The following is a 26,779-nucleotide window of genomic DNA, read 5'->3' as shown; positions in this document are numbered from 1 at the left end:
TAATGAAAGGCTTAATTAAACTTCTTTCTGGTAACCCTAAGTCACTGTTTGGTTTAGGTATCCTATTCATGTTTATCTTTGTTGCTGTGTTCGCTCCATTTCTTAGTGACCACGCTCCAGATAAACGTACAGGTAAACCACATGAATACCCAAGTTTTGTTGTAACGTCTGCACAAAATAACCCAGATGGGTGGGTTTCTGAAAACTTAGCAACCGACCGTCGTACATTGTTGATGTCTAAAAAGGCAGATCACGTAATGGGAACGACACGTATGGGTCGTGATGTTTGGTCTCAACTTGCTCATGGTGCTCGTGTATCACTAGCGGTTGGCTTTAGTGCAGGTTTAGTGGTGTGTTTTTTAGCAACGGTTATCGGGATCTCTGCGGGTTACTTCGGTGGCAAGGTTGATGACATCTTAACGGCTGCAATGAACATCATGCTGGTTATTCCTCAGTATCCATTATTGTTCGTGCTTGCTGCCTTTATTGGTGAAGCTGGCCCTATGACCATTGCCCTCATAATAGGGTGTACGTCCTGGGCATGGGGCGCACGTGTAATACGCTCTCAGACCTTAGCCTTACGTGAAAAAGAGTTTGTAAGAGCTGCTGAAGTATTAGGTGAATCATCATGGCGTATTATCTTTGTTGAGATTCTGCCAAACCTTATCTCAATCGTAGGGGCAAGTTTCATTGGCTCTGTAATGTATGCAATCATGATGGAAGCAACGATTTCATTCTTAGGTCTAGGTGACCCAAGTACGATTAGCTGGGGCATCATGCTGTACAACGTACAAACATCTTCATCTATCTTAATTGGCGCATGGTGGGAACTCATAGCTCCTTGTATGGCACTGACTCTTCTCGCTGTCGGCCTTGCAATGCTTAACTTCGCTGTGGATGAAATTGCTAACCCACAACTTCGTTCTCACAAAGGAATGAAGCGTTGGAAGAAATTAGCCGCTCAAGATACGAATGAACGTAAACCAGATTTAGCTAAACCAGTATTAAATTGGAACAGGGAAGATTGATATGACTGACCCACAAATTTCTATCCGCAATCTATGTGTGGATTACATTACTGAATCAGGTGATGTGCGTGCTGTAAACAATGTGAGTTTTGACATCGGTAAAGGTGAAGTCTTTGGTCTGGCTGGTGAATCGGGTTGTGGTAAATCAACTATTGCATTCTCTTTAATGCGCCTACATAAGCCGCCAGCATTCATCACCGGTGGTGAGGTTATATTTGATGGTCAAGACATCTTAAAATATAGCGATCCAAAAATGCAGGCTTTCCGTTGGAGTGAAATGTCCATGGTGTTCCAAAGTGCCATGAACGCATTAAACCCAGTACTTCCGATGGAAGAGCAGTTTTGTGATGTGATCATGCGCCATACCACAATGACTCGTGAGCAAGCGATTACTCGCGCGCAAGGTTTATTGGAAATTGTTGATATTCACCCGAGTCGTTTAAGTGATTATCCTCACCAATTTTCTGGTGGTATGCGTCAACGTTTGGTTATTGCAATTGCATTAGCACTAAACCCTAAAATGATCATCATGGATGAACCAACAACGGCACTAGATGTTGTTGTTCAACGTGAAATTTTACAGAAAATTTATGCGTTAAAAGAAGAGTTTGGTTTCTCTATTCTATTCATTACGCATGATTTATCACTAATGGTTGAGTTCTCAGATCGCATTGGGATCATGTACTCAGGTGAATTAATTGAGGTTGCTTCTTCAAAAGAGATCTTAACCTCTCCTTACCATCCGTATACAAAAGGGCTAGGGAGTTCATTTCCACCACTAACGGGACCAAAAACCAAATTAACAGGTATCCCTGGAAACCCTCTTAATTTATTAGAGATCCCACAAGGTTGTCGCTTCCAGTCTCGTTGTGATCGTGTACACGAAGCATGTCGTACGATTCCTACGCAGCTTCGTCAGATTGAGCCTGGTCACTTGTCAAATTGCCACCTTTACGGTGAAACAATTGCACAAGCAAAAGCATAAAACGGATTTTCTGGAGTAAATTATGAGCAAAGCATTTGGCGAACTACTGGTTGAAGGCAAAAATCTAGTCAAAGATTTCCCTGTAAGCAGTAACGCACTTAAAAACCCAATGATGCGAGCAATCAACGACGTATCATTCAAAATGTACAAAAGTCGTGGTCTTTCTGTTGTAGGTGAATCAGGTTCTGGTAAATCGACTACAGCAAAGATGATCGCAAAAATGTACGCACCAACAGACGGCGTTATTGAATACAAAGGCCGTGATATTCAAGATATCGTTAAGAAAAATGATCTCATGAAATATCGTGAAGGCGTACAAATGGTATGGCAAGACCCATTCGGCTCTTTAAACCCTACCCATAACATCTTTCACCATATTGCTCGACCACTTCTTATTCATAAGAAAGTCACATCTGGCAATCAAAAAGAGCTTGAAGATCGTGTGTATGATCTTCTAGAGCAAGTTGGTTTGATCCCACCAAAAGAAACAGCGGCTAAGTTCCCGCATCAGCTTTCAGGCGGCCAACGTCAACGTGTCAACCTTGCTCGAAATATTGCGGTAGGTGCTGAAGTAGTACTTGCTGATGAACCGACATCTATGCTTGATGTTTCTATCCGTGCCGGTGTTCTAAACCTGATGGAAGAGATGAAGTTTGAGAAAGAAATGTCTCTACTTTACATCACGCACGATATCGCAACCGCTCGTTATATCGCAGAAGATCTCGCGGTAATGTACGTAGGTCACATGGTTGAATGGGGTGACACTGATGAAATCATTCATGACCCTCAGCATCCATATACTCAACTATTAGTATCAGCAGTGCCAGATCCAAGCAAATCGATCCACACCAAGCTGAAAGGTAACAAAGGTGAAATTCCTCTTTGGACACCAGAATCAGTTGGTTGTCCATTTGCTGGCCGTTGTACTCACGTAACAGAAAAATGTAAAGAACGTATGCCTGGCGTAACAAAACTGTCAGACAACCATTTTGTTCGTTGTTACCTATACGAAAATTAATTTCATTAGTAATAACGAATAGCAGTAATTGGTATTTTGGAGAAATAGATGCAACTGTTAACTAACCATATTGGATATGAGACAAACGGACCGAAATCAGCGGTATTATTGGCTACCACTGCCTTAACACAGCCAATATCAGGTCAAATTGTTTGTACTCAAACACAAGAGGTAAAACACCGTTTTTCTATTTCTTCATCAAACCAAGTTGCTCACTGGCATCAAGGTTACTTTGCTGAGATCTCATTTAATGAATTCTCAGAGCAGGGAGAATTCATTCTAGTTATCGAAGGCGCGATTTCTCACCCTTTTATTATCAAAAGCAACCTATTAATGAGTCATACATTTTCTGATGTTATGCACTACTTTAAATCACAACGTTGTGGTGGGATTTTTGATAAGCACGATAAAAAAGCCCCTGTATTAAACAGTAATGAAACCGTCGATGTTCATGGTGGTTGGTACGATGCGTCTGGTGACGTAAGTAAATACCTCAGTCATTTGTCTTATGCAAATTATCTTAACCCTCAGCAAATTCCGATGGTTGTTTGGAATATGCTAAAAGGATTAGAACTAACACAAAACCTATCGGATTTTGCCGCGTTTTCTCGCACCCGTCTTACGGAAGAGGCGTTATTTGGTGCTGACTTCCTAGTTAGAATGCAAAATCCGGCAGGTTTCTTTTACATGACGGTATTTGACAAGTGGAGCAAGGATATCAATCAACGTGATATCTGTGCTTATGCGACCCAAAATGGTCTTAAATCTGATGACTATCAAGCAGGATTTCGCCAAGGTGGTGGCGTTTCTATCGCCGCGTTAGCCGCCGTATCTCGCTTAGCAATAGATGGTGAGTATACTCAAGAAGAATATCTCGCAGCAGCAGTAAAAGGTTATTGGCATTTAAAAGAACATAACCTTAGTTATTTAAATAATGGTGAAGAGAATATTATTGATGAATATTGTGCTCTTCTTGCCGTTATTGAGCTTTTCAAAACAACTCAAGATAACACTTTCTTAATTGAAGCACGTACTTGGGCAGATAAACTATCAGCTCGTCAACAAAGTGATGATAATTTCTCACACTTCTGGTCAGCGACTGATAATGGCGAACGTCCATATTTTCATGCAGCAGAAGCTGGCCTTCCAGTTATTGCACTATCTCAATACTTAGACGTAGAAACGGATAATAGCCGTAAAGCTCACACTCAATTAATTATCAACCAAGCTGTTGAATTTGAATTAACTATCTCTTCAGAAACATTCAATCCATTTGGTTACCCAAGGCAATACGTTAAGCCTGTTAATGGCGAAAAACGCAGTGCCTTTTTTGTCGCTCATGACAATGAGTCTGGTTATTGGTGGCAAGGAGAGAATGCTCGCCTAGGTTCTTTGGCAAGTATGAGCTATTTAGTCTTACCTCATATTACCTCTAATGATATTAAGCAGAAGTTAGAGAGCTTTGCTCAGAATAATTTGAACTGGCTATTAGGGTTAAATCCTTATGATATGTGTATGTTAGATGGTCATGGTCATAACAACCCCGATTATCTTCCTCATCTTGGTTTTTTTAATGCTAAAGGTGGTGTTTGTAATGGCATTACTGGTGGTTTTGACGATGAAGAAGATATCGCTTTCAATCCTGCACCACACGGTGAAGATATGCTACAAAACTGGCGTTGGGGTGAACAATGGATCCCTCACGGCGCATGGTATTTATTAGCAATTATGACTCAATCATCTTACCAAGCGAAACTAGGAGAATAGTCATGAGCTATTTATATGTTGGCATTGATGGTGGTGGTACTTCTTGTCGCGCTCGTATTCGTAATGCACAAGGTGAATTATTAGGTGAAGCGAAAAGCGGCAGTGCAAATATCTTATTAGGCATTGAAGTTGCAATGGATTCAATCATTACAGCGATTACCCAAGCGGCAGCACAAAGTAAATTATCACAAAATGATTTTGCCACAATGCACGTTGGTCTCGCCCTTGCTGGTGCAGAGCAAAAGTCAGCTTGGCATAAATTTATGCAATTGAAACACCCTTTTGCCTCAATGACATTAAACACAGATGCTTACGGCGCATGTTTAGGGGCTCATAAAGGAAAAAATGGAGCAATCATGATAGCTGGTACTGGCTCTTGTGGTATCTACATTCAAGATGCTCAGCAATATGTTGTTGGCGGTCGAGAATTCCCAATATCTGACCAAGGTGGCGGCGCAATTATGGGGCTTCATCTAATTCAACATACGCTTTTGGCTTCTGATGGTATAAAACCTACTACTGCTCTAACCGAGCATGTGTTAGCGCACTTTAATCATGACATCGATAGTATCGTTGATTGGTCTAAAACGGCTCGCCCATGTGATTACGGACAGTTTTCTCCAACCATTTTCGCTCTTGCGTTAAAAGGGGATGATCTTGCTATTGAGCTGTTACAACAAACAGCCAGCGATATTGAAATGTTCTTAACGGCTTTAAATAAGAAAGGCGCAACACAAATTGCGTTAATGGGAAGTATTGGCGAGCGCATTGTGGAGTGGTTATCCCCTTCTATTCGCCAGTATTTAGTACAACCACAATGTGATGCGATTGAAGGTGGCATCATGATGGCAGGAAAAGCAGAACATAACCTGTTCTAGCATTTTATAAGGAAAAGATGATGGATTATCGTGTAGATCTTGTTGTTTTGTCAGAAAAAGACAACCTAAGCCGCTTTGGCTTAACGTTACACAATTTAAGCGATGTGGATCTTCATCATTGGCAGTTTCATTTTACGATTGATCGCTTCATAGCTCCTAACAGTAATACTCAAGGTACTTTAGAGCAAGTTGGTAGCTTCTGTAAGCTACTTCCAAATGCCAATCAAGTACTAAAAGCAAACAACCATTACTACGTAGAATTCAGCATTGGAACGGCCCCTTTTCGTTTTATTTCTGATGGTCTTGATGATGCCGCGATATTCATTGCCGATAGCGAAAAACCTCAATTTTTAGAGGTTTCAATCTCTCCAATAGTATTAGCATCACCACATACTAAACGAACTCAAATACTAAGAGTGGCTCCCGCTGAATTATCGCTAATTCCAAAACCAGAATCAGTGCAGCGTCTTGATGGATTATTTAATTTAAATGACGTTTCACTAGAAATTCAAACTCAATTAGCAGAAGGACCTGCAACATGGTTAAGTGAAGAGTTAGAGATAATTACATCAAAAAATCATCCTCTTAGTGATAATGGACAGATCCAATTTATTGCTAATCCAACACTCGATAGAGGGGCTTATCAAGTCTCAGTGGTGGAAGATAAAATCACACTCCATGCAGGTTCAAGTGAAGGTTTTGCTCATGCTTGCGCTACATTACTGCAATTAATTAATGAAGACACACAACTAGTACCATGTGTAAAAATTAAAGATCAACCACGCTTTCATTACCGTGGCATGATGCTAGATTGCGCACGACACTTCCACCCACTTGAACGAGTAAAGCGTTTAATCAATCAATTAGCACAATACAAATTTAATGTCTTTCATTGGCATCTAACAGATGATGAAGGATGGCGTGTTGAGATCAAAGCATTCCCAGAGTTAACTCAAGTTGGTGCTTGGCGTGGTTCTAACCATCTTTTAGAGCCTCAATATACGCATATTGCTGGCTCTCATGGTGGCTTTTACTCACAAGAAGAAATTAAAGAAGTGATCGCTTACGCTGAAGTTCGTGGCATTACTGTGATCCCAGAAATCGATATTCCTGGGCACTGCCGCGCTGCTATTAAAGCATTACCTCATTTATTAGTTGATACTGACGACCACTCAAATTATCGCAGTATCCAACATTACACAGACAATGTTCTTTCACCTGCATTAGACGGGACTTACACCTTTATTGATACTGTATTAGAAGAAATTGCTGAGCTATTTCCTGCTCCCTTTATTCATATTGGCGCAGATGAAGTACCAAAAGGCGTTTGGACAGACAGCTCAAAATGCCAAGAACTAATGGAACAACAAGGCTATAGCGATCCCGTAGAACTTCAAGGCCACCTACTTCGTCATGCAGAAACTAAATTAAAGCAGCTTGGTAAAAGAATGCTTGGATGGGAAGAAGCTCAACATGGTAATAAAGTCAGTAAAGACACAGTGATTTACTCTTGGTTAAGCGAAGAAGCGGCACTGAATTGCGCTAAACAAGGCTTTGATGTGGTACTTCAACCAGGACAAACGACTTATCTAGATATGGCTCAAGATTATGCTCCTGAAGAACCGGGAGTTGATTGGGCTAATGTACTTCCTCTTGAAGATGCATATAACTATGAACCATTAGCAGAACTTGCTGATAACGACCCTATTCGTAAACGAATTCTTGGCATTCAATGCGCGCTTTGGTGTGAAATCATCAATAACCAAGAGCGTATGGACTACATGATTTTCCCACGCCTTTTAGCAATGTCTGAAGGCATGTGGGCACAAAAACAACACAGAAACTGGACAGACTTTTTATCAAGGTTAAATGGACGATTACCAACCCTAACACGTCAGGGTATTAATTTCCGTCAACCATAAGTCACCCAATTATTAGTATTTTAGTTAAGGATAAAACAATGAAATACGGCTTTTTTGATAACGATAACCGTGAATATGTAATCACTCGCCCTGACGTACCAGCACCATGGACTAACTATTTAGGTACAGAGAAATTCTGTACGGTTATTTCTCACAATGCTGGCGGTTACTCTTTCTATAACTCTCCAGAGTACAACCGTGTTACTAAATTCCGTCCAAACGGCACATTTGATCGCCCTGGACACTATGTTTACTTACGTGATGATGAAACAGGTGATTATTGGTCAATCTCATGGCAACCTGTAGCAAAAAGCTTAGATGAAGCAAGCTACGAAGTTCGTCACGGCCTGTCTTACTCTAAATTTAAATGTGATTACAACGGCATTGAAGCGACTAAAACCTTATTTGTTCCAAAAGGTGAAGACGCTGAAGTGTGGGATGTGGTTATTAAGAATACCAGCGATAAGCCTCGTGTTATCTCTGCATTCTCTTTTGTTGAATTCTCATTCAGCCATATCCAATCAGATAACCAAAACCACCAGATGTCATTGTACTCTGCAGGTACCTCTTACAATGAAGGCGTGATTGAATACGATCTTTACTACAACACCAATGATTTTGAAGGTTTCTACTACTTAGCATCTACGTTTGATCCTGATTCATATGATGGCCAACGTGATAGCTTCTTAGGCGCATACCGTGATGAAGCAAACCCAATTGCAGTTGAAAAAGGTCAATGCTCTAACTCAGCACAAACCTGTTACAACCATTGTGGTTCTCTTCATAAGCAATTTACTATTCAACCGGGTGAAGAAGTACGCTTTGCTTACGTTCTTGGTCTAGGTAAAGGCAACGGCGAACGTCTACGTCAAAAATACCAAGATGTTGCTAATGTTGATGCGGCTTTCCAAGAGATCAAAGATCACTGGAGCGAGCGTTGCGATAAATTCCAAGTTAAATCACCAAACGAAGGTTTGGATACAATGATCAACACGTGGACACTGTATCAAGCTGAAACTTGTGTGGTTTGGTCTCGTTTTGCTTCATTCATCGAAGTGGGTGGACGTACTGGTCTTGGTTACCGTGATACCGCTCAAGATGCGATTTCTGTACCTCACGCTAACCCAAAAATGACTCGTAAACGTATCGTAGACTTATTACGTGGCCAAGTAAAAGCCGGTTACGGTCTGCACTTATTTGATCCTGACTGGTTCGATCCTGAAAAAGCAGACGTTGTTCCATCAAAATCACCAACAGTGGTTCCTACTCCATCGGATGACGATAAGATCCACGGCATTGAAGATACCTGTTCTGATGACCATTTATGGATCGTTCCGACGATCATTAAATATGTAATGGAAACAGGTGAACACTCTTTCTTTGACGAAGTGATCCCATACGCTGATGGTGGTAACGCAACCGTTTATGAACACATGAAAGCGGCGTTAGATTTCTCTGCAGAATACGTTGGCCGTACTGGTATTTGTAAAGGGTTGCGTGCTGACTGGAATGACTGTCTGAACTTAGGTGGTGGCGAATCATCAATGGTTTCATTCTTACATTTCTGGGCATTAGAAGAATTCTTAGATTTAGCTAAATTCCGTAACAATGATGCTGACATAGCTAAATACTCTGAAATGGCAGCGAACGTACGCGAAGCGTGTGAAACTCACCTTTGGGATGAAGAAGGTGGTTGGTACATTCGTGGCCTAACCAAGGATGGCGACAAAATTGGTACAGCTCAACAAACTGAAGGTCGAGTTCACCTTGAATCAAACACCTTAGCGGTTTTATCTGGTGCAGTATCTCAAGAGCGTGGTGAGAAAGCGATGGATGCAGTTGATGAGAACTTATTCTCTGAATACGGCTTACACCTAAATTCACCTTCATTCTCAACACCAAATGATGACATTGGTTTTGTGACTCGTGTTTACCAAGGTGTAAAAGAGAATGGCGCGATCTTCTCTCATCCAAACCCATGGGCTTGGGTAGCCGAAGCAAAATTAGGTCGTGGTGACCGTGCAATGAAATTCTATGATGCACTAAATCCATATAACCAAAATGACATGATTGAAAAGCGTGTTGCAGAACCATACTCATACGTACAGTTTATTATGGGTAAAGATCATCAAGATCATGGCCGTGCTAACCACCCTTGGTTAACAGGTACTTCTGGTTGGGCTTACTTCGCGGTAACTAATTTTATTCTTGGTGTTCGTGCTGGCTTTGAAGGCTTAACGATTGACCCTTGTATTCCAACTGATTGGCCTGAGTTCTCAGTGACTCGTCAATGGCGTGGTGCGACATACAACATTCAAGTTAAGAACCCTAACTCAGTAAGTAAAGGCGTTCAATCAATCACGATTAATGGCAAAGAAGTTAATGGCGCAGTCCCTGTTCAAGCAGAAGGCAGTGTGAACGACGTTATCGTAATCATGGGTTAAGTACGTTTAATTAACGCTTAATTTAAATGATAAAAGTAAGGAGCTTATTGCAAGCTCCTTACTCTAAAAGGAATTTACAATGATTCAATTTGGTACTGGCGGATGGCGTGCTTTCATTGGTGAAGAGTTCACTAAAGACAATGTACGTCTTGTCGCACAAGCGTTATCTAATATTATGATCAATGAACAAGCGCAAGAAAAAGGCTTTGTTATTGGCTATGACCGCCGCTTTCTTTCAGATAAAGCAGGAAAATGGTTTGCTGAAGTCGTCGCGGCAAACGGTATTAAAGTCAGCTTTATTGACCGATTCGTTCCAACCCCGATTGTTATGTTTCAAGCAAAAGAGATGGGATGTATTTACTCAGCTTGTATTACTGCCTCTCACAACCCTGCAGATTACAACGGCGTTAAAGTCTTCATTGAAGGCGGACGCGATGCTGATGAAATAATCACTCAAAAAATTGAACAACAAATTGCTCATTTAACGCAGCAAGATGTCAGCAGTGTTGATTTTGAAGAAGCGCTAAACGATGGTTGTATTGAAATCATTAATCCAATGAACGCATTCGTTGATTCCATCGTTAACTTTATCGATATGGAAGCGATTAAAAAAGCGAATTTACGTGTACTGATCGACCCTATGTTTGGCGTGGCAAAAAATGCCCTACAAACCGTATTAATCAGTGCTCGTTGTGATGTTGATGTTATCAATGACGGTGAAAACCCTTCGTTTGGTGGTCTAATGCCATCGCCTAACGCAGCAACACTTTATCGTTTAAAACACCTAGTTGCTCATGATGGTTATGACATTGGTATTGGCACAGATGGTGATGCTGACCGTCTAGGCATCATTGATGAGAAAGGTAACTTTATTCATCCAAATGAAGTGTTATTGCTGCTTTATTATTACCTACTTGAGTACAAAGGCTGGAAAGGCTCTGTTGTGCGTAATATCGCAACGACTCATTTATTAGATAAAGTTGCCGCGGATCATGGTGAAAAGAGCTTTGAGGTTCCAGTAGGCTTTAAGCACATCAGTTCACAAATGGAAGCGGATGATTCTTTACTTGGTGGCGAAAGCTCAGGTGGCTTAACTATTCGTGGCCATATTAAAGGTAAAGATGGCGTATTCGCTTCCAGTTTACTCGTTGAAATGATCAGTGTAACGGGTAAAAAACTCTCTGAAATGCTTGATGAAATTTATGCTAAATATGGTTATGCCTACACTGCCGAAGGCGACTGTACATTCAAAGCAAGTGAAAAAGAAGCGCTGTACAATAAAATTTATATTGAAAAACAACTCCCTAAATTTGAACATGACATTGAAAAAGTGAGCTATGAAGATGGCGCTAAAGTTTATTTCAAAAATGGTGGCTGGGTAATTGCTCGATTCTCAGGAACAGAGCCGTTACTACGTATTTTTGCTGAAATGGAAGACCAACTAACAGCAGAAAAAGTGTTGAATGAAATGAAAGCTTTCCTTTCTCTTTAGTTTCCCGCGTATTTTAAATAAAAATACGCCTCTAAAGACTTAACCCAGCTAATACTTGAGTCGATTAGCTGGGTTCTTTTTATCTCAAGGTTTAATTATTTTCTTGAAGAAATACAATTGGACAATGAGGCTTAATCTCAACTCTTACTTTTTCGCCATTAGATAAAGAATCATTAGATACACCAATCAATTGCGTCTCATCATCTTCGATCACATATCGACACGTATCGCCCATAAATTGTAATTCTTTAACAATAGCACTGCCTGATGCGTCTCTATATAACGTAATATTTTGCGGACGAAGTAAAACATCGGCTTTCTTATTTGCATCTTCAGTACTGCGACCACAAGAGATCAATCCAACCGCAGTTTCAATGTTTCCATCATTGCCAATCATACCGGAAACATAAGAGCCACCACCTAAGAAATCAGCAACAAAGCGACTGTTTGGTGAATAATATAAGTCATTCGCACTGCCAAATTGCTCTATCACACCATGATTCATTACTGCTAATTTATCAGAGAAAGCAAAGGCTTCTTCACGGCTGTGAGTCACGAAAATAGCCGTCACACCTTGCGCTTTAAAGATACGGCGGATTTCTTTAATTAGATCATGGCGTACTTGAGTATCAATGTTAGAGAATGGTTCATCTAATAACAGAAGGTCAGGCTCACTGGCTAGTGCTCTTGCAATCGCGACACGCTGCTGCTGACCACCCGATAGTTGATGAGGATAACGATCACCAAAGCCACTTAAGTGCACAAGATGAAGCATGGATTCTACTTTATCTATTGCTCGTTGCTTTTCCCATTTTTTTAAGCCAAATCCGATATTTTCACTTACCGTAAGATGTGGAAACAACGCATAATCTTGAAAGATCATACCTATATTTCGCTGCTCTGGTGGCAACCATGTATTACTGTCGGTAATCACCTTACCATTAAGGTTCATCTCACCTTCAGACAGAGGTAATAGACCTGCAATCGCTTTTAGAAGAGTGGTTTTTCCGCAGCCACTCGCACCTAGTAAACAGACAATTTCGCCCGATTCAACAGCTAAAGAGAGCTGAGATAAAATATTCTGATCATGATAGCGGCAAGTTAAATTAGATATAGATAATGCAGAATTCATTAATGCTGTTGCTCCAAAGAACGGTTAACAATGATCAATGGGATCAATCCAACCAATACCAATAATACCGCAGGCATTGCTGCAATCTCTAATTGCTCATCAGAAGCAAAATTAAATACATAAGTGGCTAGTGTTTCAAAGTTAAATGGGCGTAATAATAAGGCTGCATTTAGCTCTTTCATGGTTTCAATAAAGACTAATAACCCAGCAATCAAGCAACCACGACGAATTAATGGAAAATGAACTCGACGTAACATCTCCCACGTTCCACAGCCTAATGTGCGAGACGCCATATCCAATGAAGGGGGAATTTTATTAAGGTTACTTTCAATAGATCCAATAGCTACTGCTGAGAAACGCGTTACAGAAGCAAAGATTAACGCAAAAATTGAACCCGAAAAAATTAAGCCAACCATTCCAAAGCCTAATTGTTTTGAAATATCATTCACAAGATGATCCAACCCAATCATTGGTAGCATGACCCCAATAGCAAGTACGGTTCCTGGAACTGCATAGCCAAGAGATGCCAAACGCATTGGCATTACACTCCATTTATTATTTGGTTGTAAACGGTGTAAAAAATTCACCACCAAAGCAATAATGACAGCGATAACGGCAGCAATAGAAGATACGTATAAGCTGTTTATTGCGTACTCTTGAAACTCAGCGGTCCAACTCTCTTCAAAGTAATGAAAAGAATAACTAATCAATTGTAACAACGGAAAAATAAATGCGATGGAAACCAATCCCCAACACCAAGTAAATGCGCCCCACTTTTTCCAGCCATGAAGTTCATATTGAAATTCTTCATTGGTATTAAACTTCTCTTGGAACATTTTTTGTTTACGACGGCTATAACGTTCACCACTGATAAGTAAAAGAATTCCCATCAGCATAAATGCAGACACTTTCGCAGCAGCATTCAAATTCGAATAGCCTAACCACGTATCATAGACTGCCGTTGTTAATGTATTTACTGCAAAATAGCTAACCGTACCAAAGTCCCCCAACGCTTCCATCGCAACTAAAGATAAAGCAACCGCAATCGAAGGTCTTGCTAGAGGTAACGATATTCGTTTAAAACTCTCCCAAGGAGTACATTTTAATAATCGCGCCGACTGTAGCAAACTGATGTTTTGCTCCATAAATGCAGCACGAGCAAGTAAATATACGTAGGGGTATAGCACCAAAGACATGACAAGAATAGCACCCGTTAAGGTACGAATATCAGGGAACCAATAATCACCGTAAGATTGCCACCCGGTAATATCTCGAAGTAATACTTGGATTGGTCCTGCAAAATCAAGCCAATCGGTGTAGATATATCCCACAATATAAGCAGGCATTGCTAAAGGAAGAACTAAAGCCCATTGTAAAACTGATGAGGAGGGTACACGGCACATGGCCATAAACCATGCAGAAGGGACACCTAAAATTAAGGAAAAGAACATCGCACCAAAGACTAATAACACCGTATTTAGCGTATAGGTTGGTAACACGGTATTAAACAGATGAGTAAAAATATCATCGGTATTACCCAGTGCGGTATATAGGATCGCTAAGATCGGTAAAACCAGTAGTAAAGATACACTCCAACTACTGGTTTTCCAGAAGAATAATTTTTCTTTCATTGCCTAAACTGCAAGGCTCTTTTTAAAATGGTGAGGTATTGTTACCTCACCAATAGGAAATATCAAATTAAAGATCAAACTTCACTTCATCTAAAAGTTTAATTGCTTTGGTGTGGTTATCTGCAATCGAATCTAAAGATAGCGTATCAGCTTTGAAATCACCCCAAGATGCAACTAACTCAGAACGCTTAACACCTGGTTTTACTGGGTATTCATAATTCACGTCAGCGTACATACCTTGTGCAACATCACCTGTTAAAAATTCCATTAATTTCAAGGCATTGTCTTTATTAGGTGCGTATTTAGCCATCGCCATACCACTGACATTTACGTGAGTACCCTCTGTGTTTTGGTTAGGGAAGTTAATGTATACCGATTCAGCCCATGCAACTTGCTTAGGATCATTAACCATTTTACCTAGGTAGTAGCTATTACCTAAAGCGACATCACAAAGACCTTCTTTAATTGCTTTAACTTGTGCGCGGTCATTACCTTGAGGCTTACGAGCTAGATTTGCTTTTACACCTTCTAACCATGTTTTTGCTTCTGCTTCACCATGATGAGCAATCATAGAGGACACCAGAGAGACATTGTAAGGGTGCTTACCACTACGAGTACAAATTTTACCTTTCCACTCTGGGTTTGCTAAATCCGCATAATCAAAATCAGCACCTAGCTTACCAACACGATCACGAGATGAATATACGTTACGAGCACGTAATGTTAATGCGAACCACTCGTCATCTGAATCACGGTATTGAGCTGGAACGTTAGCATCAATCGTTTTGCTATCTACTGGTTGAACTAGATTTTTATTTGTTAACTCAGCAAGACGGCTAATATCCGTTGTTAAGATAACATCTGCTGGGCTTAATTCACCTTCTTGAGCTAGCTTTTCAGCCAAGCCTTTTTTAGCAAATTTCACGTTAACTTTAATACCAGTCTCTTTGGTAAACTCTTTAAACATTGGTTCAACCAAGAAAGGCTGACGGTAAGAGTAAACATTAACTTCTTCAGCAGCCATAACACTTGGTGCAAACATACCTGCGATTAGTGCAGAAACTGATAATAACTTTTTCATGATATTCCTTTAAATTTTTCTAGTTACAAATGGTAATAAGAATACTTATCAATAGCGATATTATACAAAGCAATTCTTAAATGGCAATGATCTCTCGCATTATTTATCAAAAAAGCCTCAACACTATCGGTGTTGAGGCTTCATATTTTGTAAAAGAATATTAATAATGCTATTTATTTCACACTAACAAACTCTGGATAAGCATCTATTCCACAATCGTGAACATCCATCCCTTCAAGCTCTTCATCCTCTGTAACTCGGATCCCTATGGTTGCTTTTAATATTGCCCAAACCACAAGACTTGCACCAAATACCCAAGCAAAGATAACAACAGCTCCAAACAGTTGAGCGCCAAACGTTGCATCAGCATTATTTAATGGAACGATCATCAAACCAAATAACCCACATACACCATGAACTGAAATAGCCCCCACAGGATCATCAATCTTAATTTTATCAAATCCAACAATACTAAAGACAACCAATGCACCAGCCACAGCACCAACACTCACAGCGGCCAATGGAGACGGGGATAAAGGATCCGCGGTAATTGCTACAAGCCCAGCTAATGCACCATTTAATACCATGGTTAAATCCGCTTTGCCCCACGTAGTTTTACACACGAATAACGCTGTGATTGCACCAGCTGCAGCTGCTGCATTGGTATTCAAAAAGATTTGGCCAACTGCCGTTGCATTCTCAAAGTCTGAAATCATTAATTGAGAACCGCCGTTAAATCCGAACCAACCAAACCATAAAATAAAGGTACCTAATGTTGCCAGTGGCATATTAGAACCAGGAATTGGGTAAATTTGACCTTTCTTACCGTACTTACCTTTACGAGCACCAAGTAATAATACGCCAGCTAATGCGGCTGAAGCACCAGCCATATGAACAATACCAGAACCGGCAAAGTCACTGAACCCTGCTTCAGATAAGAAGCCACCACCCCATGTCCAATACCCTTCCATTGGATAAATAAAGGCCGTTAAAATGGCAGAGAACACAAGAAAAGACCAAAGTTTCATACGCTCAGCCACGGCACCAGATACTACTGACATTGCGGTTGCAACAAAAACCACTTGGAAAAAGAAATCCGATTCTAATGAATGATCAGCCCCTTCTGATTGAGTACCAATTAAAGCACCAATAGAAGGCATGATCCCACCCGCTGCATTATCGACATACATGATGTTATAACCGACAACTAAATAAGTTGTACAAGCAATCGCATACAAGCATAAGTTCTTAGTTAAAATTTCAGTGGTGTTTTTTGAGCGAACTAAACCGGCCTCTAACATGGCAAAACCTGCTGCCATCCACATAACCAAAGCACCTGACATTAAGAAGAAAAAGGTATCTAGGGCATAACGAAGTTCTGATACTGTTGTTGAAAGTTCCATAATATTGTCCTCTATCCTTAAAGTGCTTCTGTATCAGTTTCACCAGTACGAATACGCACTGCTTGCTGAAGGTCATAAACAAAAATCTTTCCGTCACCAATTTTTCCGGTATGTGCTGCTTTTGTAATCGCTTCAATAATATTGTCTACATGTTCTGCTTGAACTGCTATTTCAAGTTTTACTTTAGGTAGAAAGTCGACTTGATACTCTGCACCTCGATACAATTCAGTGTGACCTTTTTGACGCCCGAATCCTTTGACTTCTGATACTGTCATTCCATCGACGCCAGCATCAGCAAGAGCTTCACGAACGTCGTCTAATTTAAATGGCTTTATAATGGCATTGATTATTTTCATGCTTCAGTCCTTGAATTATTTGTAACTTACACTTAACAATCCAATTCGTGTGCCAACTTTAAAAACACAATAAATTCAACATTTTATCATTATTAATTTCCAACAACCAAAAAAGGCTGCACTAAATAAGTGCAGCCTTTCCCTAGTATTGAGCAATAACAACTACATATCAGAAGCGTCGAATAAACGCCTCCCAACTTTGGAGCATGGTTTCAAAATCTTCTAATCCGCATACAGAAATACATTCATCGTCATACATATGTATATCTTCTTCAAATTCTTCTTCTGAATTTTCAAATAATGCGTTTTCTTGGACAATAACTTCTTGATCGGTCAAAATTAGAGTCATTACCTGACCTGAGCGTTTCCATTCGTCTTGAGTATTTTTTACTGCTGCTATTTGCAAATACAGCTCCGCCAATAGTTCGGTATCTTTTGCGACATCTTCCACCAACCAACGTCCCATGGCTTCATGACCCATAGAAAAGTTTGCATGATAAGTGCCATCGAGTGTATTTTTCTTAAATTCGTAATCCATCGGAACCCTTACGATAATTGACGTTAGCTCACACGCTTTTAACCAAAGACAATGCTGAGCTATTTTCCTTAAGTATAATCCTATCCCTAGTATTTTTATAGTTAAGCCCTTATTCATGATGAAAGAGATCCAACCATGCAATTAACCACCATGATCGCAAAGCAAATTGTTGTGCGTTCGATGAAAATCATCAAGCATTCTGTTAATGTCATGGATGAATATGGCGTCATTATTGGCTCTGGCGATCCATCTCGCCTTAATTGCCGTCATGAAGGGGCTATTTTAGCCATTAATGAAAATCGTATTGTCGAGATTGATCACGCAACCGCCCAGCAATTACGAGGGGTAAAAGCTGGGATCAACCTACCTATTATCTTTCAAAATCACATTATTGGTGTGGTCGGTATTTCAGGTCAACCTGCTGAAATTCACCAATATGGAGAATTAGTTAAGATGACGGCAGAGTTGATCATTGAACAAGCTGCATTGATGACAGAGATACAGTGGTCAAAACGACACAAAGAGGAGTTGGTTTTACAGCTTATTCAACCTTCGGATCTCAACACTCAACAACTGTATTCGATTGCTGAACGCTTAGAGCTCGATCTTCATCAACCTCGGATCGCTACCATCATTAAGGTTGATTCATTTAACGGAGAGAACCTGTCTCTTACTCACCTACAAAAGCTCGTTCATTTACTTGAATACCCTGAGCGCGATAATTTGGTGGCGATCAGTTCAGTGACATTAAATGAAGTTGTGGTGTTAAAACCAATTACACTGACGGATACAGGGTGGAATAGATCTCACGAAGAAAAACGTATTCGCCAACTTTTCCAACGAATATCCCATGATGAGAAATTCACGATAAAAATAGCACTTGGTGATTACTTTCCGGATTTAGAAGGTCTTGCACAATCTTATATGACGGCAAAGGCCACCATGAATACCGCAGACTCCAAAAGCCGTATTCTTTTTTACCAAGATAATGTCTTGCCTGTTTTAATCGATGGCTTACGACCTGATGCATGGCGATCGGAACAATTAGCGCTTCCGATTAAAAAGCTGATGGCCAGTGATACAAAACATATTTTAATTAAAACACTACGTGCCTTTTTTAATCATAATTGTGATTCAGCTCAAACCTGTAATGCGCTTCATATACATCGTAATACTCTCCGCTATCGACTAGACAAGATACAACAAGAAACCAACTTAAATATCAATAAGATAAGCGATCGCACTTATTTATATTTAGCAATACTATCAAGCAACAAGTAAATGTGAATTTGTGCAGCGGCACAATCAAAGTTACACCCCGGCGATAAAATTTGTTCATTCGTCTAAAGCTTATTTCTACTCTTAAAGATAGATTACTGACATCTTAATTATTAAATGGAACATTAATATGATCGAAGTATCGACTTTAGGTGCACTCGCCGCCTTGACCGTTGCAATTACACTCATTTTGAAAAAAGTACCACCGGCTTATGGCATGATCATTGGTGCTTTAATCGGTGGTATTGTTGGTGGCGTATCACTTACAGATACCGTGAACTTAATGATAGGAGGTGCACAAGGTATCGTTACTGCTGTGCTTCGTATTCTAGCCGCTGGTGTTCTTGCTGGTGTTCTAATCGAATCAGGCGCGGCAACCTCTATTGCAGAAACCATTGTAAAGAAAGTCGGTGAAACTCGTGCTTTATTTGCTTTAGCCGTCGCGACAATGATCTTAACCGCCGTTGGGGTTTTTGTGGATGTTGCTGTTATCACCGTAGCTCCTATTGCACTTGCCATTGCTCGTCGTGCTGACCTTTCAAAAATGGCGATTCTATTAGCTATGGTTGGTGGCGGTAAAGCGGGTAACGTTATGTCTCCGAACCCAAACGCCATTGCAGCTGCTGATGCCTTTAATGTTCCTTTAACTTCGGTAATGGCTGCAGGTGTGATCCCTGGCTTATTCGGTCTAGTCTTTGCCTATTTCATCGCTAAGAAATTAGTCAATAAAGGCAGTAAAGTTCAAGAGCACGAAGTCGTGGCAGTTGATCACTCTCGTTTACCAAGTTTCGTTACTTCAATCGTCGCTCCTCTTGTTGCTATTAGCCTTCTTGCGTTACGCCCTATCGCAGGGATTAACGTTGACCCACTCATCGCACTTCCACTTGGTGGTTTATTAGGTGCTGTTGCTATGGGACGCTTTAGAGATACCAATCACTTTGCAGTATCTGGCCTTTCTCGTATGGCTCCAGTGGCGGTAATGCTACTTGGTACTGGTACTCTTGCAGGAATTATTGCGAACTCCGGACTTAAATCAGGCTTAATTGAAGTATTAACCGCATCAGGTCTTCCTTCTTATTTATTAGCGCCTATTTCAGGAGCAATGATGTCACTCGCAACGGCATCAACGACTGCGGGTACAGCAGTTGCAGCCAGTGTCTTTAGTCATACTATTTTAGAGCTTGGTGTTCCCGCTCTTGCTGGTGCTGCAATGATCCACGCAGGTGCGACAGTATTAGATCACATGCCACACGGCAGCTTCTTTCATGCAACAGGTGGCGCAGTTCACATGGACATGAAAGAACGTTTAAAACTTATTCCATATGAATCAGCGGTTGGTCTTATGATCGCAACTGTTTCAACTCTCATCTTTGGTGTCTTCGGTTTATTTGTTTAATAAGGCTTTATTATGAAAATTGTTATTGCTCCTGATTCTTACAAAGAAAGTTTAACAGCGATGGAAGTCGCTACGGCAATTGAAGCTGGATTTAAACAGGTATTACCTAATGCTGAATATATTAAATTACCGATGGCCGATGGCGGTGAAGGGACAGTTCAATCTCTAATTGACGCTACTGGTGGATCTATCATTGAACATACAGTTACAGCACCTCTTGGTGAGAAAGTAACTGGATTTTATGGATTACTTGGCGATGGCCAAACCGCAATTATAGAAATGGCTGCTGCCTCAGGCTTACATCTTGTTGAGCCAAGTTTTCGTAACCCTTTACATACCACAACCTATGGTACTGGCGAGTTAATTAAAGCAGCTCTCGATAAAGGGGTAAAACATATTATTGTCGGAATTGGTGGCAGTGCAACTAACGACGGTGGCATTGGTATGGCTCAGGCGCTTGGTATCAAACTTCTAGATAAAGAGGGGAATGATCTTGCTTTTGGTGGTGGTTCATTAGCACAGCTTGCAACGATCGATACTTCAAATAAAGATCCTCGTCTTGATGATATTACACTTGAAGTCGCGTGCGATGTTGATAACCCATTATGTGGCCCCAAAGGTGCATCTTTCGTGTTTGGCCCACAAAAAGGGGCGACACCAGAAATGGTCAAAACATTAGATTCAAACCTAAGTCATTACGCTGATGTGATGAAATCACAATTGAACAAAGACGTAAAAGATACAGAAGGCGCAGGTGCTGCAGGTGGTCTTGGTGCTGCGTTACTTGGTTTATTTGATGCAACGCTTCGACCTGGTATCGAAATTGTAATGGATGCTGTTAATTTAAGTGATGTGCTCTCTAAAGCTGATTTAGTGATTACAGGTGAAGGCCGAATTGATAGTCAAACCATCCATGGTAAAACGCCTATTGGTGTAGCAAGAACTGCGAAAAAGTTTGATTTACCCGTTATTGGCATTGCTGGTTGTCTATCTGATGATTGCGCTGTTGTTCATGATTACGGTATTGATGCGGTATTTAGTGTCGTACCTCGCTCTGTATCTTTAGAAATAGCGCTAAAAGAAGCTGCGATCAATGTTGAAAATACAGCAAGAAATGTCGCTGCAATTTATTCGATGCATATTAAAAAATAGCGTATTTCTTTTGTTGAGTACGTGATTAATATAAAGTTATACGCAATAAAAAAGCAGCCGATTTGGCTGCTTTTTTCATTTATAAACAAAGATTAAGCGGGTTCTTGGAAAATAACTGTATCTGCTTTATCTGTATACTGACCCATTTTATGGAAGTTCAGGTAACGGTATGTATCTGCAGCTGTTGCATTTATCTTCTCTGCGTACTCTAAGTACTCTTCTTTCGTTGGAATGCGGCCAAGAATCGCACCAACAGCAGAAAGTTCAGCAGAAGCCAGATAAACGTTCGCACCTGTACCCAAACGGTTCGGGAAGTTACGAGTAGAGGTAGACATTACTGTCGACTTGTCAGCAACACGGGCTTGGTTACCCATACATAGTGAACAGCCAGGAGTTTCGATACGTACCCCAGCGCGACCGAAGATGCCGTAGTAGCCTTCTTCTGTCAGTTGGTCTTTATCCATTTTAGTTGGCGGAGCCACCCATAGGCGAGTATTCAAAGAGCCATTAAACTCTTCAAGCATCTTACCTGCTGCACGGAAATGACCAATGTTGGTCATACATGAACCGATAAACACTTCTTGAATTTCAGTACCTTGAACATCAGAAAGAAGACGAGCATCATCAGGATCATTTGGTGCACATAGGATTGGTTGATCGATGTCAGCAAGATCAATCTCAATAACGTGCGCGTATTCCGCATCTGAATCAGCAGATAGCAACTCAGGGTTCGCTAGCCACTCTTCCATGGCCGTCACACGACGCTCTATCGTACGAACATCACCGTAGCCTTCAGCAATCATCCACTTAAGCATAACGATGTTTGAGTTCAAGTACTCAGAGATAGACTCTTGAGAAAGCTTAACGGTACAACCTGCAGCAGAACGCTCAGCTGATGCATCTGAAAGCTCAAACGCTTGCTCTACTGATAGGTGGTCAACACCTTCAATTTCTAGTACTCGACCAGAGAATTCATTGATCTTACCGGCTTTTTCAACGGTCAGTAGGCCTTGCTTGATACCGTAAAGAGGAATTGCATGCACTAGATCACGTAGTGTGATACCCGGCTGCATTTCGCCTTTAAAGCGAACCAAGATTGATTCAGGCATATCAAGAGGCATAACACCTGTTGCTGCAGCAAATGCTACTAAGCCAGAACCCGCTGGGAATGAAATACCTAGAGGGAAACGTGTATGTGAGTCACCACCTGTACCTACAGTATCTGGTAATAACATACGGTTTAGCCATGAGTGGATAACACCATCACCCGGACGCAGTGAAACACCCGCACGGTTCATGATGAAATCAGGTAGCGTATGGTGAGTGTTTACATCAACTGGTTTTGGGTATGCCGATGTGTGACAGAAAGATTGCATCACTAGGTCTGCAGAGAAGCCAAGACATGCAAGATCTTTAAGTTCATCACGCGTCATAGGACCTGTCGTATCTTGAGAGCCTACCGTTGTCATTTTAGGTTCGCAGTACTGACCAGCACGCACACCTTCAACACCACATGCTTTACCAACCATCTTCTGAGCTAGCGTGTAGCCTTTATCTGATTCAGATGGATCAACTGGTTTAGCAAACAGGTCCGTTTCAGCTAAGCCTAAAGCATCGCGTGCCCGGCTTGTTAACCCACGACCAATGATCAGTGGAATACGGCCTCCTGCTCGAACTTCATCTAAAAGTACTTTGCCCAACTTAAAACTTGAGATCTCAGCACCGTCTTTACGAACAATACCTTCATAAGGGTAGATATCAATGACATCACCCATATTCATATCTTGTACGTTGAGCTCAATTGGTAACGCACCTGAATCTTCCATTGTGTTGTAGAAGATTGGAGCAATTTTACCACCAAGACAAACACCACCAGTACGCTTGTTTGGTACAAATGGGATATCTTCACCCATAAACCAAAGTACTGAGTTTGTTGCTGATTTTCGTGAAGAACCGGTACCAACAACATCACCAACGTAAGCCAGTGGAATACCGTCTTTTTGCATTTCTTCAATTTGAGTAATTGGACCAACGTTACCTTGCTCATCAGGAGTGATACCATCACGTTCCATTTTCAGCATCGCTTTGGCGTGTACAGGAATATCAGGACGTGACCATGCATCTGGCGCTGGAGATAGATCATCGGTGTTGGTTTCACCAGTGACTTTAAATACTTTAACGGTGATTTTTTCTGCTACTTTGTCTTTAGCTGTAAACCATTCTGCATCAGCCCAAGATTGAAGTACTTGTTGTGCTGAAGCATTACCTGATTTTGCTTTCTCTTCTACGTCGTAAAACGCATCAAACATCAGCAGAGTATGAGATAGTGCTTTTACAGCGATAGGAGCAAGCTCAGTATCATCGAGTAGAGATACTAAAGATTCAATGTTGTAACCACCTTGCATAGTACCAAGCAGTTCAGTCGCTTTTGCTTTGCTAACTAATGGAGACGCCACTTCACCTTTTGTAATTGCGGTTAAAAAACCAGCTTTAACATAAGCGGCTTCATCAACACCAGGGGGAATGCGATTTTCTAGTAAATCAAGAATGACTTCTTCTTCACCTTGTGGTGGATTTTTTACCAGTTCAACTAATGCTGCTACTTGTTCAGCATTTAATGGTCTTGGGACCACACCTTCAGAAGCACGTTCTTCGACGTGTTTACGATAAGCTTCAAGCACGACTTAATTCCTCACTTTCTGGTCTACTCTTAATGAGTAAACATCCTTGGAAACGATTCAGTTTATATCCATTAACTTTTTAATTCTGTTATAAATCTCAATAAAACAAGAGAATATGTATCGGTACAGACTTAAATGTGGCCAGATGATAGCAAATTTAACTTAAAATTAAAATCTCATCACATCAAACAACATAGGACTTATAGCGCACTTTTAAACATTATAATGTTGCACCAATGCTTAAATATATTGATTCATGATTTTGCTCCGTACGACCATAAGCTAAAATAATTGGTCCTAATGGAGAGTCTATCCCTGCAAAAATAGAACCTGCGGCATAGATAGGTGCATCATCAAAATGCTCATCATTCCATAATCCTCCATTTTCGACTGAGGCCCCTAAATATATAGGGGATTGAAATAATCCAAAATCGTTATCCATTAAACGATATCGATATACAAGACTACCAAACACCAAGTTTTGCCCTGTTAAACTGTCTTTTGGTGTGCCAGACAAGCGTAAAAATCCACCGAGAGATTTGGGTTCTAACTGTAAATCTCCATTTTTATTTTCGACAACGCCATACTCAAAATTACCGACGAAAGTATGACGAGAATAAGTCCAGGCAGCCCTTGTGTTCACTGTAAACTCTATAACTGAATCTTTAGTTCCATTAATATCAATAACGCTGTCATTTACATTGTCATGAGAATAAAGATACTCTGAACGAACATAGAAACCTTTCGTTGGAAAGGTATAGTTATCTAAGGTATCAAGTCGATACTGAGCAAAAACACCTTCTCGAGTATAACTTGCATCAATACTTGAGATACTACTAAAAGCAACATCACCTTTAGTGTATCGTCCACCTACTCTAAAGTCACTCCATAAGCGCCCCTGCAGGCCAAACGCAGCTTCAAACACTAAGTCACTGTATTCCAATGGAAAATTATTATCAATTGAACTTAATTTATTACCTGACAACGAGAATTTTTTCTGCTCTACGCTGTAAGTCGACTTTAATGATGTAAATAATAGTTGGTTAATTAAAAATGGGGTATATAACTCAGCAGAGATCAACTTATCGGTTCCCAACTCAAAATTAACTCTCAATTCTGAACGATTATCTCTAAGGCCCGTTAACTCAATATCAGTAAAATTAATCGACATTCCTAGAGAATATTTACTCTGATTATCAAAGTCATCTTCAAGAGCAAAGCGAAAATCTAAATAGTTCGGACCCCAACTTTTTTCCTTAACTTCAACAATAAGATCATGGGTTCCTTCACTTGTTTCTTTATAGTAATAATCAACTCGTTCGAATCTATCAATGACATATAAATCTCTTATATGTGCTTCTAATTCATCAGCGGTATATGTCCGACCTTCTTCAATATTAAGACGGTCTAGCAACATTTTTTCTGTATATAAACTTTTATTCTCTAATTGAAGTTTATTTATTGATAGTGAATTACCACGTATAAGTTGCTCTGTTTTTTTATTTTTATTATCGCTATAAGCTTGATAAGCTTTCTCTGATATAACTAATTTATCGAATACTTTATGTTTTTCATAAGCAATGTCATAACCCTTATTATAAGCAAAAGACATTCGATCGAATTCAGCCGTTTCCATTTTCCCTACATGGGGAGAAAGCAATATATCTTTTTCATCTAATAATTTTTCTTGCTGAAGGGTACTATTTTTTACAATATAATTTGTTAATTGTCCCATTACAGATAGATAACTAGAGATATCCTTTGCTTCTAAGTAATCAGAGCCTATATCTACAGCGATGATAATATCTGCACCCATCTCCCTTGCTATATCAACAGGCATATTATTTACACTACCGCCGTCAACCAACAAACGCCCTTCGTATTCAACAGGTGGAAGCGCCCCAGGAACTGACATACTTGCCATCATTGCTTCTGCTAAATTGCCATGATCTAATATCACAGGCTCTAGCTTTTCTATATCGGTGGCAACAGCTCTGAATGGGATAGGAAGATCATCAAATGACTCTAAATAAGAAACATTTCCAGAGGTTGTTCTCAGAATTCTGGCCATATTCTGGCCTTGAACAAATCCTTTTGGTGCTTTTAGTTCTGTGAATGAGAAGCCAATATCAGTTCCTATTTGATAACGATCTTCATATTCTTTATCTCTAATTTGTCTTTCACTTCGCTCAACTTTATCTACAAATCCGCTATTCCAATCAATAGAATCAATAAATACTTCAATTTCATCCGCACTTAATCCTGATGCATACAAGCCTCCAATATAAGCTCCCATACTAGTGCCTGTAATATAATCAATTGGAATATTCATTTCTTCTAATGCTTTAAGTACACCAATATGGGCGGCACCTTTTGCTCCCCCTCCCGCTAGTACAAGGCCGATTTTAGGACGAGTGTCAGCAGCCAGCGATGCTGATGAAAATAGATATAGAGCAATAGAAGAGAATAAGAGAGGTTTGAAGCGCATTATGTCATCCTTGAAAGAGCAATATTAAAAGAATACAGGATGAAAGGTAATAGAGAAAGATAAGTAGCTAAGTTTTGTTTTCATTGATTCTGTTAATACATAATTTTAT

At 40.3% G+C, this 26,779-nt stretch carries 19 protein-coding genes; 11 read left to right on the top strand and 8 right to left on the bottom strand.

Features of this window, described 5'->3' with window-relative positions:
- Positions 1-2: 2 nt before the first annotated feature.
- The 8 genes from PVK62_RS14155 (at position 3) to PVK62_RS14120 (ending at position 11,534) form a co-directional block, all read left to right on the top strand.
- Positions 3-1,028 (top strand): ABC transporter permease, encoded by a 1,026-nt coding sequence (locus PVK62_RS14155; RefSeq protein ID WP_274445322.1) that lies wholly within the window; start codon positions 3-5, stop codon positions 1,026-1,028.
- A gap of 1 nt (position 1,029) precedes the next feature.
- The gene (locus PVK62_RS14150) at positions 1,030-2,013 is read left to right on the top strand and encodes an ABC transporter ATP-binding protein (protein WP_130046211.1); all 984 of its coding nucleotides are present in this window, start codon (positions 1,030-1,032) and stop codon (positions 2,011-2,013) included.
- Positions 2,014-2,035: 22 nt separating this feature from the next.
- Positions 2,036-3,031: an ABC transporter ATP-binding protein gene (locus PVK62_RS14145; protein WP_274445321.1), complete on the top strand. Its 996-nt coding sequence runs from the start codon at positions 2,036-2,038 to the stop codon at positions 3,029-3,031.
- A 48-nt stretch (positions 3,032-3,079) separates the two neighbouring features.
- Positions 3,080-4,798: a glycoside hydrolase family 9 protein gene (locus PVK62_RS14140; RefSeq protein ID WP_274445320.1), complete on the top strand. Its 1,719-nt coding sequence runs from the start codon at positions 3,080-3,082 to the stop codon at positions 4,796-4,798.
- Positions 4,799-4,800: 2 nt separating this feature from the next.
- Positions 4,801-5,676 (top strand): N-acetylglucosamine kinase, encoded by an 876-nt coding sequence (locus tag PVK62_RS14135; protein ID WP_274445319.1) that lies wholly within the window; start codon positions 4,801-4,803, stop codon positions 5,674-5,676.
- A 20-nt stretch (positions 5,677-5,696) separates the two neighbouring features.
- The gene (locus tag PVK62_RS14130; RefSeq protein ID WP_274445318.1) at positions 5,697-7,598 is read left to right on the top strand and encodes a beta-N-acetylhexosaminidase; all 1,902 of its coding nucleotides are present in this window, start codon (positions 5,697-5,699) and stop codon (positions 7,596-7,598) included.
- Between the two features lie 38 nt (positions 7,599-7,636).
- On the top strand, positions 7,637-10,042 hold the full coding sequence (locus PVK62_RS14125) for a GH36-type glycosyl hydrolase domain-containing protein (protein ID WP_151656428.1): 2,406 nt from the start codon (positions 7,637-7,639) through the stop codon (positions 10,040-10,042).
- A 79-nt stretch (positions 10,043-10,121) separates the two neighbouring features.
- Positions 10,122-11,534, top strand: a complete 1,413-nt coding sequence (locus tag PVK62_RS14120; RefSeq protein WP_274445317.1) for a phosphoglucomutase/phosphomannomutase family protein — start codon at positions 10,122-10,124, stop codon at positions 11,532-11,534.
- Between the two features lie 91 nt (positions 11,535-11,625).
- On the opposite strand, the gene PVK62_RS14115 is transcribed toward PVK62_RS14120, so the two are convergent.
- The 6 genes from PVK62_RS14115 to PVK62_RS14090 form a co-directional block, all read right to left on the bottom strand.
- The gene (locus PVK62_RS14115) at positions 11,626-12,666 is read right to left on the bottom strand and encodes an ABC transporter ATP-binding protein (protein WP_274445316.1); all 1,041 of its coding nucleotides are present in this window, start codon (positions 12,664-12,666) and stop codon (positions 11,626-11,628) included.
- The gene (locus PVK62_RS14110) at positions 12,666-14,297 is read right to left on the bottom strand and encodes an ABC transporter permease (protein ID WP_274445315.1); all 1,632 of its coding nucleotides are present in this window, start codon (positions 14,295-14,297) and stop codon (positions 12,666-12,668) included. The genes PVK62_RS14115 and PVK62_RS14110 overlap by 1 nt, the downstream gene beginning before the upstream one ends.
- Positions 14,298-14,364: 67 nt before the next feature.
- Positions 14,365-15,378 (bottom strand): Fe(3+) ABC transporter substrate-binding protein, encoded by a 1,014-nt coding sequence (locus PVK62_RS14105; protein WP_274445314.1) that lies wholly within the window; start codon positions 15,376-15,378, stop codon positions 14,365-14,367.
- Between the two features lie 173 nt (positions 15,379-15,551).
- Positions 15,552-16,781 (bottom strand): ammonium transporter, encoded by a 1,230-nt coding sequence (locus tag PVK62_RS14100; RefSeq protein WP_274445313.1) that lies wholly within the window; start codon positions 16,779-16,781, stop codon positions 15,552-15,554.
- A 17-nt stretch (positions 16,782-16,798) separates the two neighbouring features.
- Complete coding sequence (gene glnK, locus PVK62_RS14095) at positions 16,799-17,137, bottom strand: P-II family nitrogen regulator (protein ID WP_060994159.1); 339 nt, start codon at positions 17,135-17,137, stop codon at positions 16,799-16,801.
- A gap of 169 nt (positions 17,138-17,306) precedes the next feature.
- Positions 17,307-17,675 (bottom strand): YacL family protein, encoded by a 369-nt coding sequence (locus PVK62_RS14090; protein WP_274445312.1) that lies wholly within the window; start codon positions 17,673-17,675, stop codon positions 17,307-17,309.
- Between the two features lie 135 nt (positions 17,676-17,810).
- Here PVK62_RS14090 and PVK62_RS14085 point away from each other — a divergent pair, with 135 nt between their 5' ends.
- From PVK62_RS14085 to PVK62_RS14075, 3 genes are all read left to right on the top strand, one after another.
- Positions 17,811-18,956 carry a sugar diacid recognition domain-containing protein gene (locus tag PVK62_RS14085; protein ID WP_274445311.1) on the top strand — a complete coding sequence of 382 codons (1,146 nt, stop codon included), beginning with the start codon at positions 17,811-17,813 and terminating at the stop codon, positions 18,954-18,956.
- A gap of 127 nt (positions 18,957-19,083) precedes the next feature.
- Positions 19,084-20,349, top strand: a complete 1,266-nt coding sequence (locus PVK62_RS14080) for a GntP family permease (protein ID WP_045101232.1) — start codon at positions 19,084-19,086, stop codon at positions 20,347-20,349.
- A gap of 12 nt (positions 20,350-20,361) precedes the next feature.
- The gene (locus PVK62_RS14075; RefSeq protein ID WP_274445309.1) at positions 20,362-21,501 is read left to right on the top strand and encodes a glycerate kinase; all 1,140 of its coding nucleotides are present in this window, start codon (positions 20,362-20,364) and stop codon (positions 21,499-21,501) included.
- A 92-nt stretch (positions 21,502-21,593) separates the two neighbouring features.
- Here PVK62_RS14075 and acnB read toward each other — a convergent pair whose 3' ends face one another.
- Positions 21,594-24,182: a bifunctional aconitate hydratase 2/2-methylisocitrate dehydratase gene (gene acnB / locus PVK62_RS14070; protein WP_274445308.1), complete on the bottom strand. Its 2,589-nt coding sequence runs from the start codon at positions 24,180-24,182 to the stop codon at positions 21,594-21,596.
- Between the two features lie 220 nt (positions 24,183-24,402).
- Positions 24,403-26,670, bottom strand: a complete 2,268-nt coding sequence (locus PVK62_RS14065; protein ID WP_274445307.1) for a patatin-like phospholipase family protein — start codon at positions 26,668-26,670, stop codon at positions 24,403-24,405.
- Between the last annotated feature and the right edge of the window lie 109 nt (positions 26,671-26,779).

It is taken from the genome of Aliivibrio sp. S3MY1 (assembly GCF_028765575.1).
In the GTDB taxonomy this organism is placed as follows: Bacteria; Pseudomonadota; Gammaproteobacteria; order Enterobacterales; family Vibrionaceae; genus Aliivibrio.
The sequence above is the reverse complement of the archived record's forward strand: the minus strand, read 5'-3'. Positions and strand labels throughout refer to the sequence as shown.

What these genes read in the sequence shown, in the direction of transcription:
- PVK62_RS14075 (WP_274445309.1), top strand. Translation starts at nt 20,362, where the DNA reads ATGAAAATTGTTATTGCTCCTGATTCTTACAAAGAAAGTTTAACAGCG.
- PVK62_RS14080 (WP_045101232.1), top strand. Translation starts at nt 19,084, where the DNA reads ATGATCGAAGTATCGACTTTAGGTGCACTCGCCGCCTTGACCGTTGCA.
- PVK62_RS14150 (WP_130046211.1), top strand. Translation starts at nt 1,030, where the DNA reads ATGACTGACCCACAAATTTCTATCCGCAATCTATGTGTGGATTACATT.
- glnK (WP_060994159.1), bottom strand. Translation starts at nt 17,137, where the DNA reads ATGAAAATAATCAATGCCATTATAAAGCCATTTAAATTAGACGACGTT.
- PVK62_RS14110 (WP_274445315.1), bottom strand. Translation starts at nt 14,297, where the DNA reads ATGAAAGAAAAATTATTCTTCTGGAAAACCAGTAGTTGGAGTGTATCT.
- PVK62_RS14100 (WP_274445313.1), bottom strand. Translation starts at nt 16,781, where the DNA reads ATGGAACTTTCAACAACAGTATCAGAACTTCGTTATGCCCTAGATACC.
- PVK62_RS14085 (WP_274445311.1), top strand. Translation starts at nt 17,811, where the DNA reads ATGCAATTAACCACCATGATCGCAAAGCAAATTGTTGTGCGTTCGATG.
- PVK62_RS14090 (WP_274445312.1), bottom strand. Translation starts at nt 17,675, where the DNA reads ATGGATTACGAATTTAAGAAAAATACACTCGATGGCACTTATCATGCA.
- PVK62_RS14115 (WP_274445316.1), bottom strand. Translation starts at nt 12,666, where the DNA reads ATGAATTCTGCATTATCTATATCTAATTTAACTTGCCGCTATCATGAT.
- PVK62_RS14140 (WP_274445320.1), top strand. Translation starts at nt 3,080, where the DNA reads ATGCAACTGTTAACTAACCATATTGGATATGAGACAAACGGACCGAAA.
- PVK62_RS14145 (WP_274445321.1), top strand. Translation starts at nt 2,036, where the DNA reads ATGAGCAAAGCATTTGGCGAACTACTGGTTGAAGGCAAAAATCTAGTC.
- PVK62_RS14065 (WP_274445307.1), bottom strand. Translation starts at nt 26,670, where the DNA reads ATGCGCTTCAAACCTCTCTTATTCTCTTCTATTGCTCTATATCTATTT.
- PVK62_RS14135 (WP_274445319.1), top strand. Translation starts at nt 4,801, where the DNA reads ATGAGCTATTTATATGTTGGCATTGATGGTGGTGGTACTTCTTGTCGC.
- PVK62_RS14105 (WP_274445314.1), bottom strand. Translation starts at nt 15,378, where the DNA reads ATGAAAAAGTTATTATCAGTTTCTGCACTAATCGCAGGTATGTTTGCA.
- PVK62_RS14155 (WP_274445322.1), top strand. Translation starts at nt 3, where the DNA reads ATGAAAGGCTTAATTAAACTTCTTTCTGGTAACCCTAAGTCACTGTTT.
- PVK62_RS14125 (WP_151656428.1), top strand. Translation starts at nt 7,637, where the DNA reads ATGAAATACGGCTTTTTTGATAACGATAACCGTGAATATGTAATCACT.
- PVK62_RS14120 (WP_274445317.1), top strand. Translation starts at nt 10,122, where the DNA reads ATGATTCAATTTGGTACTGGCGGATGGCGTGCTTTCATTGGTGAAGAG.
- PVK62_RS14130 (WP_274445318.1), top strand. Translation starts at nt 5,697, where the DNA reads ATGGATTATCGTGTAGATCTTGTTGTTTTGTCAGAAAAAGACAACCTA.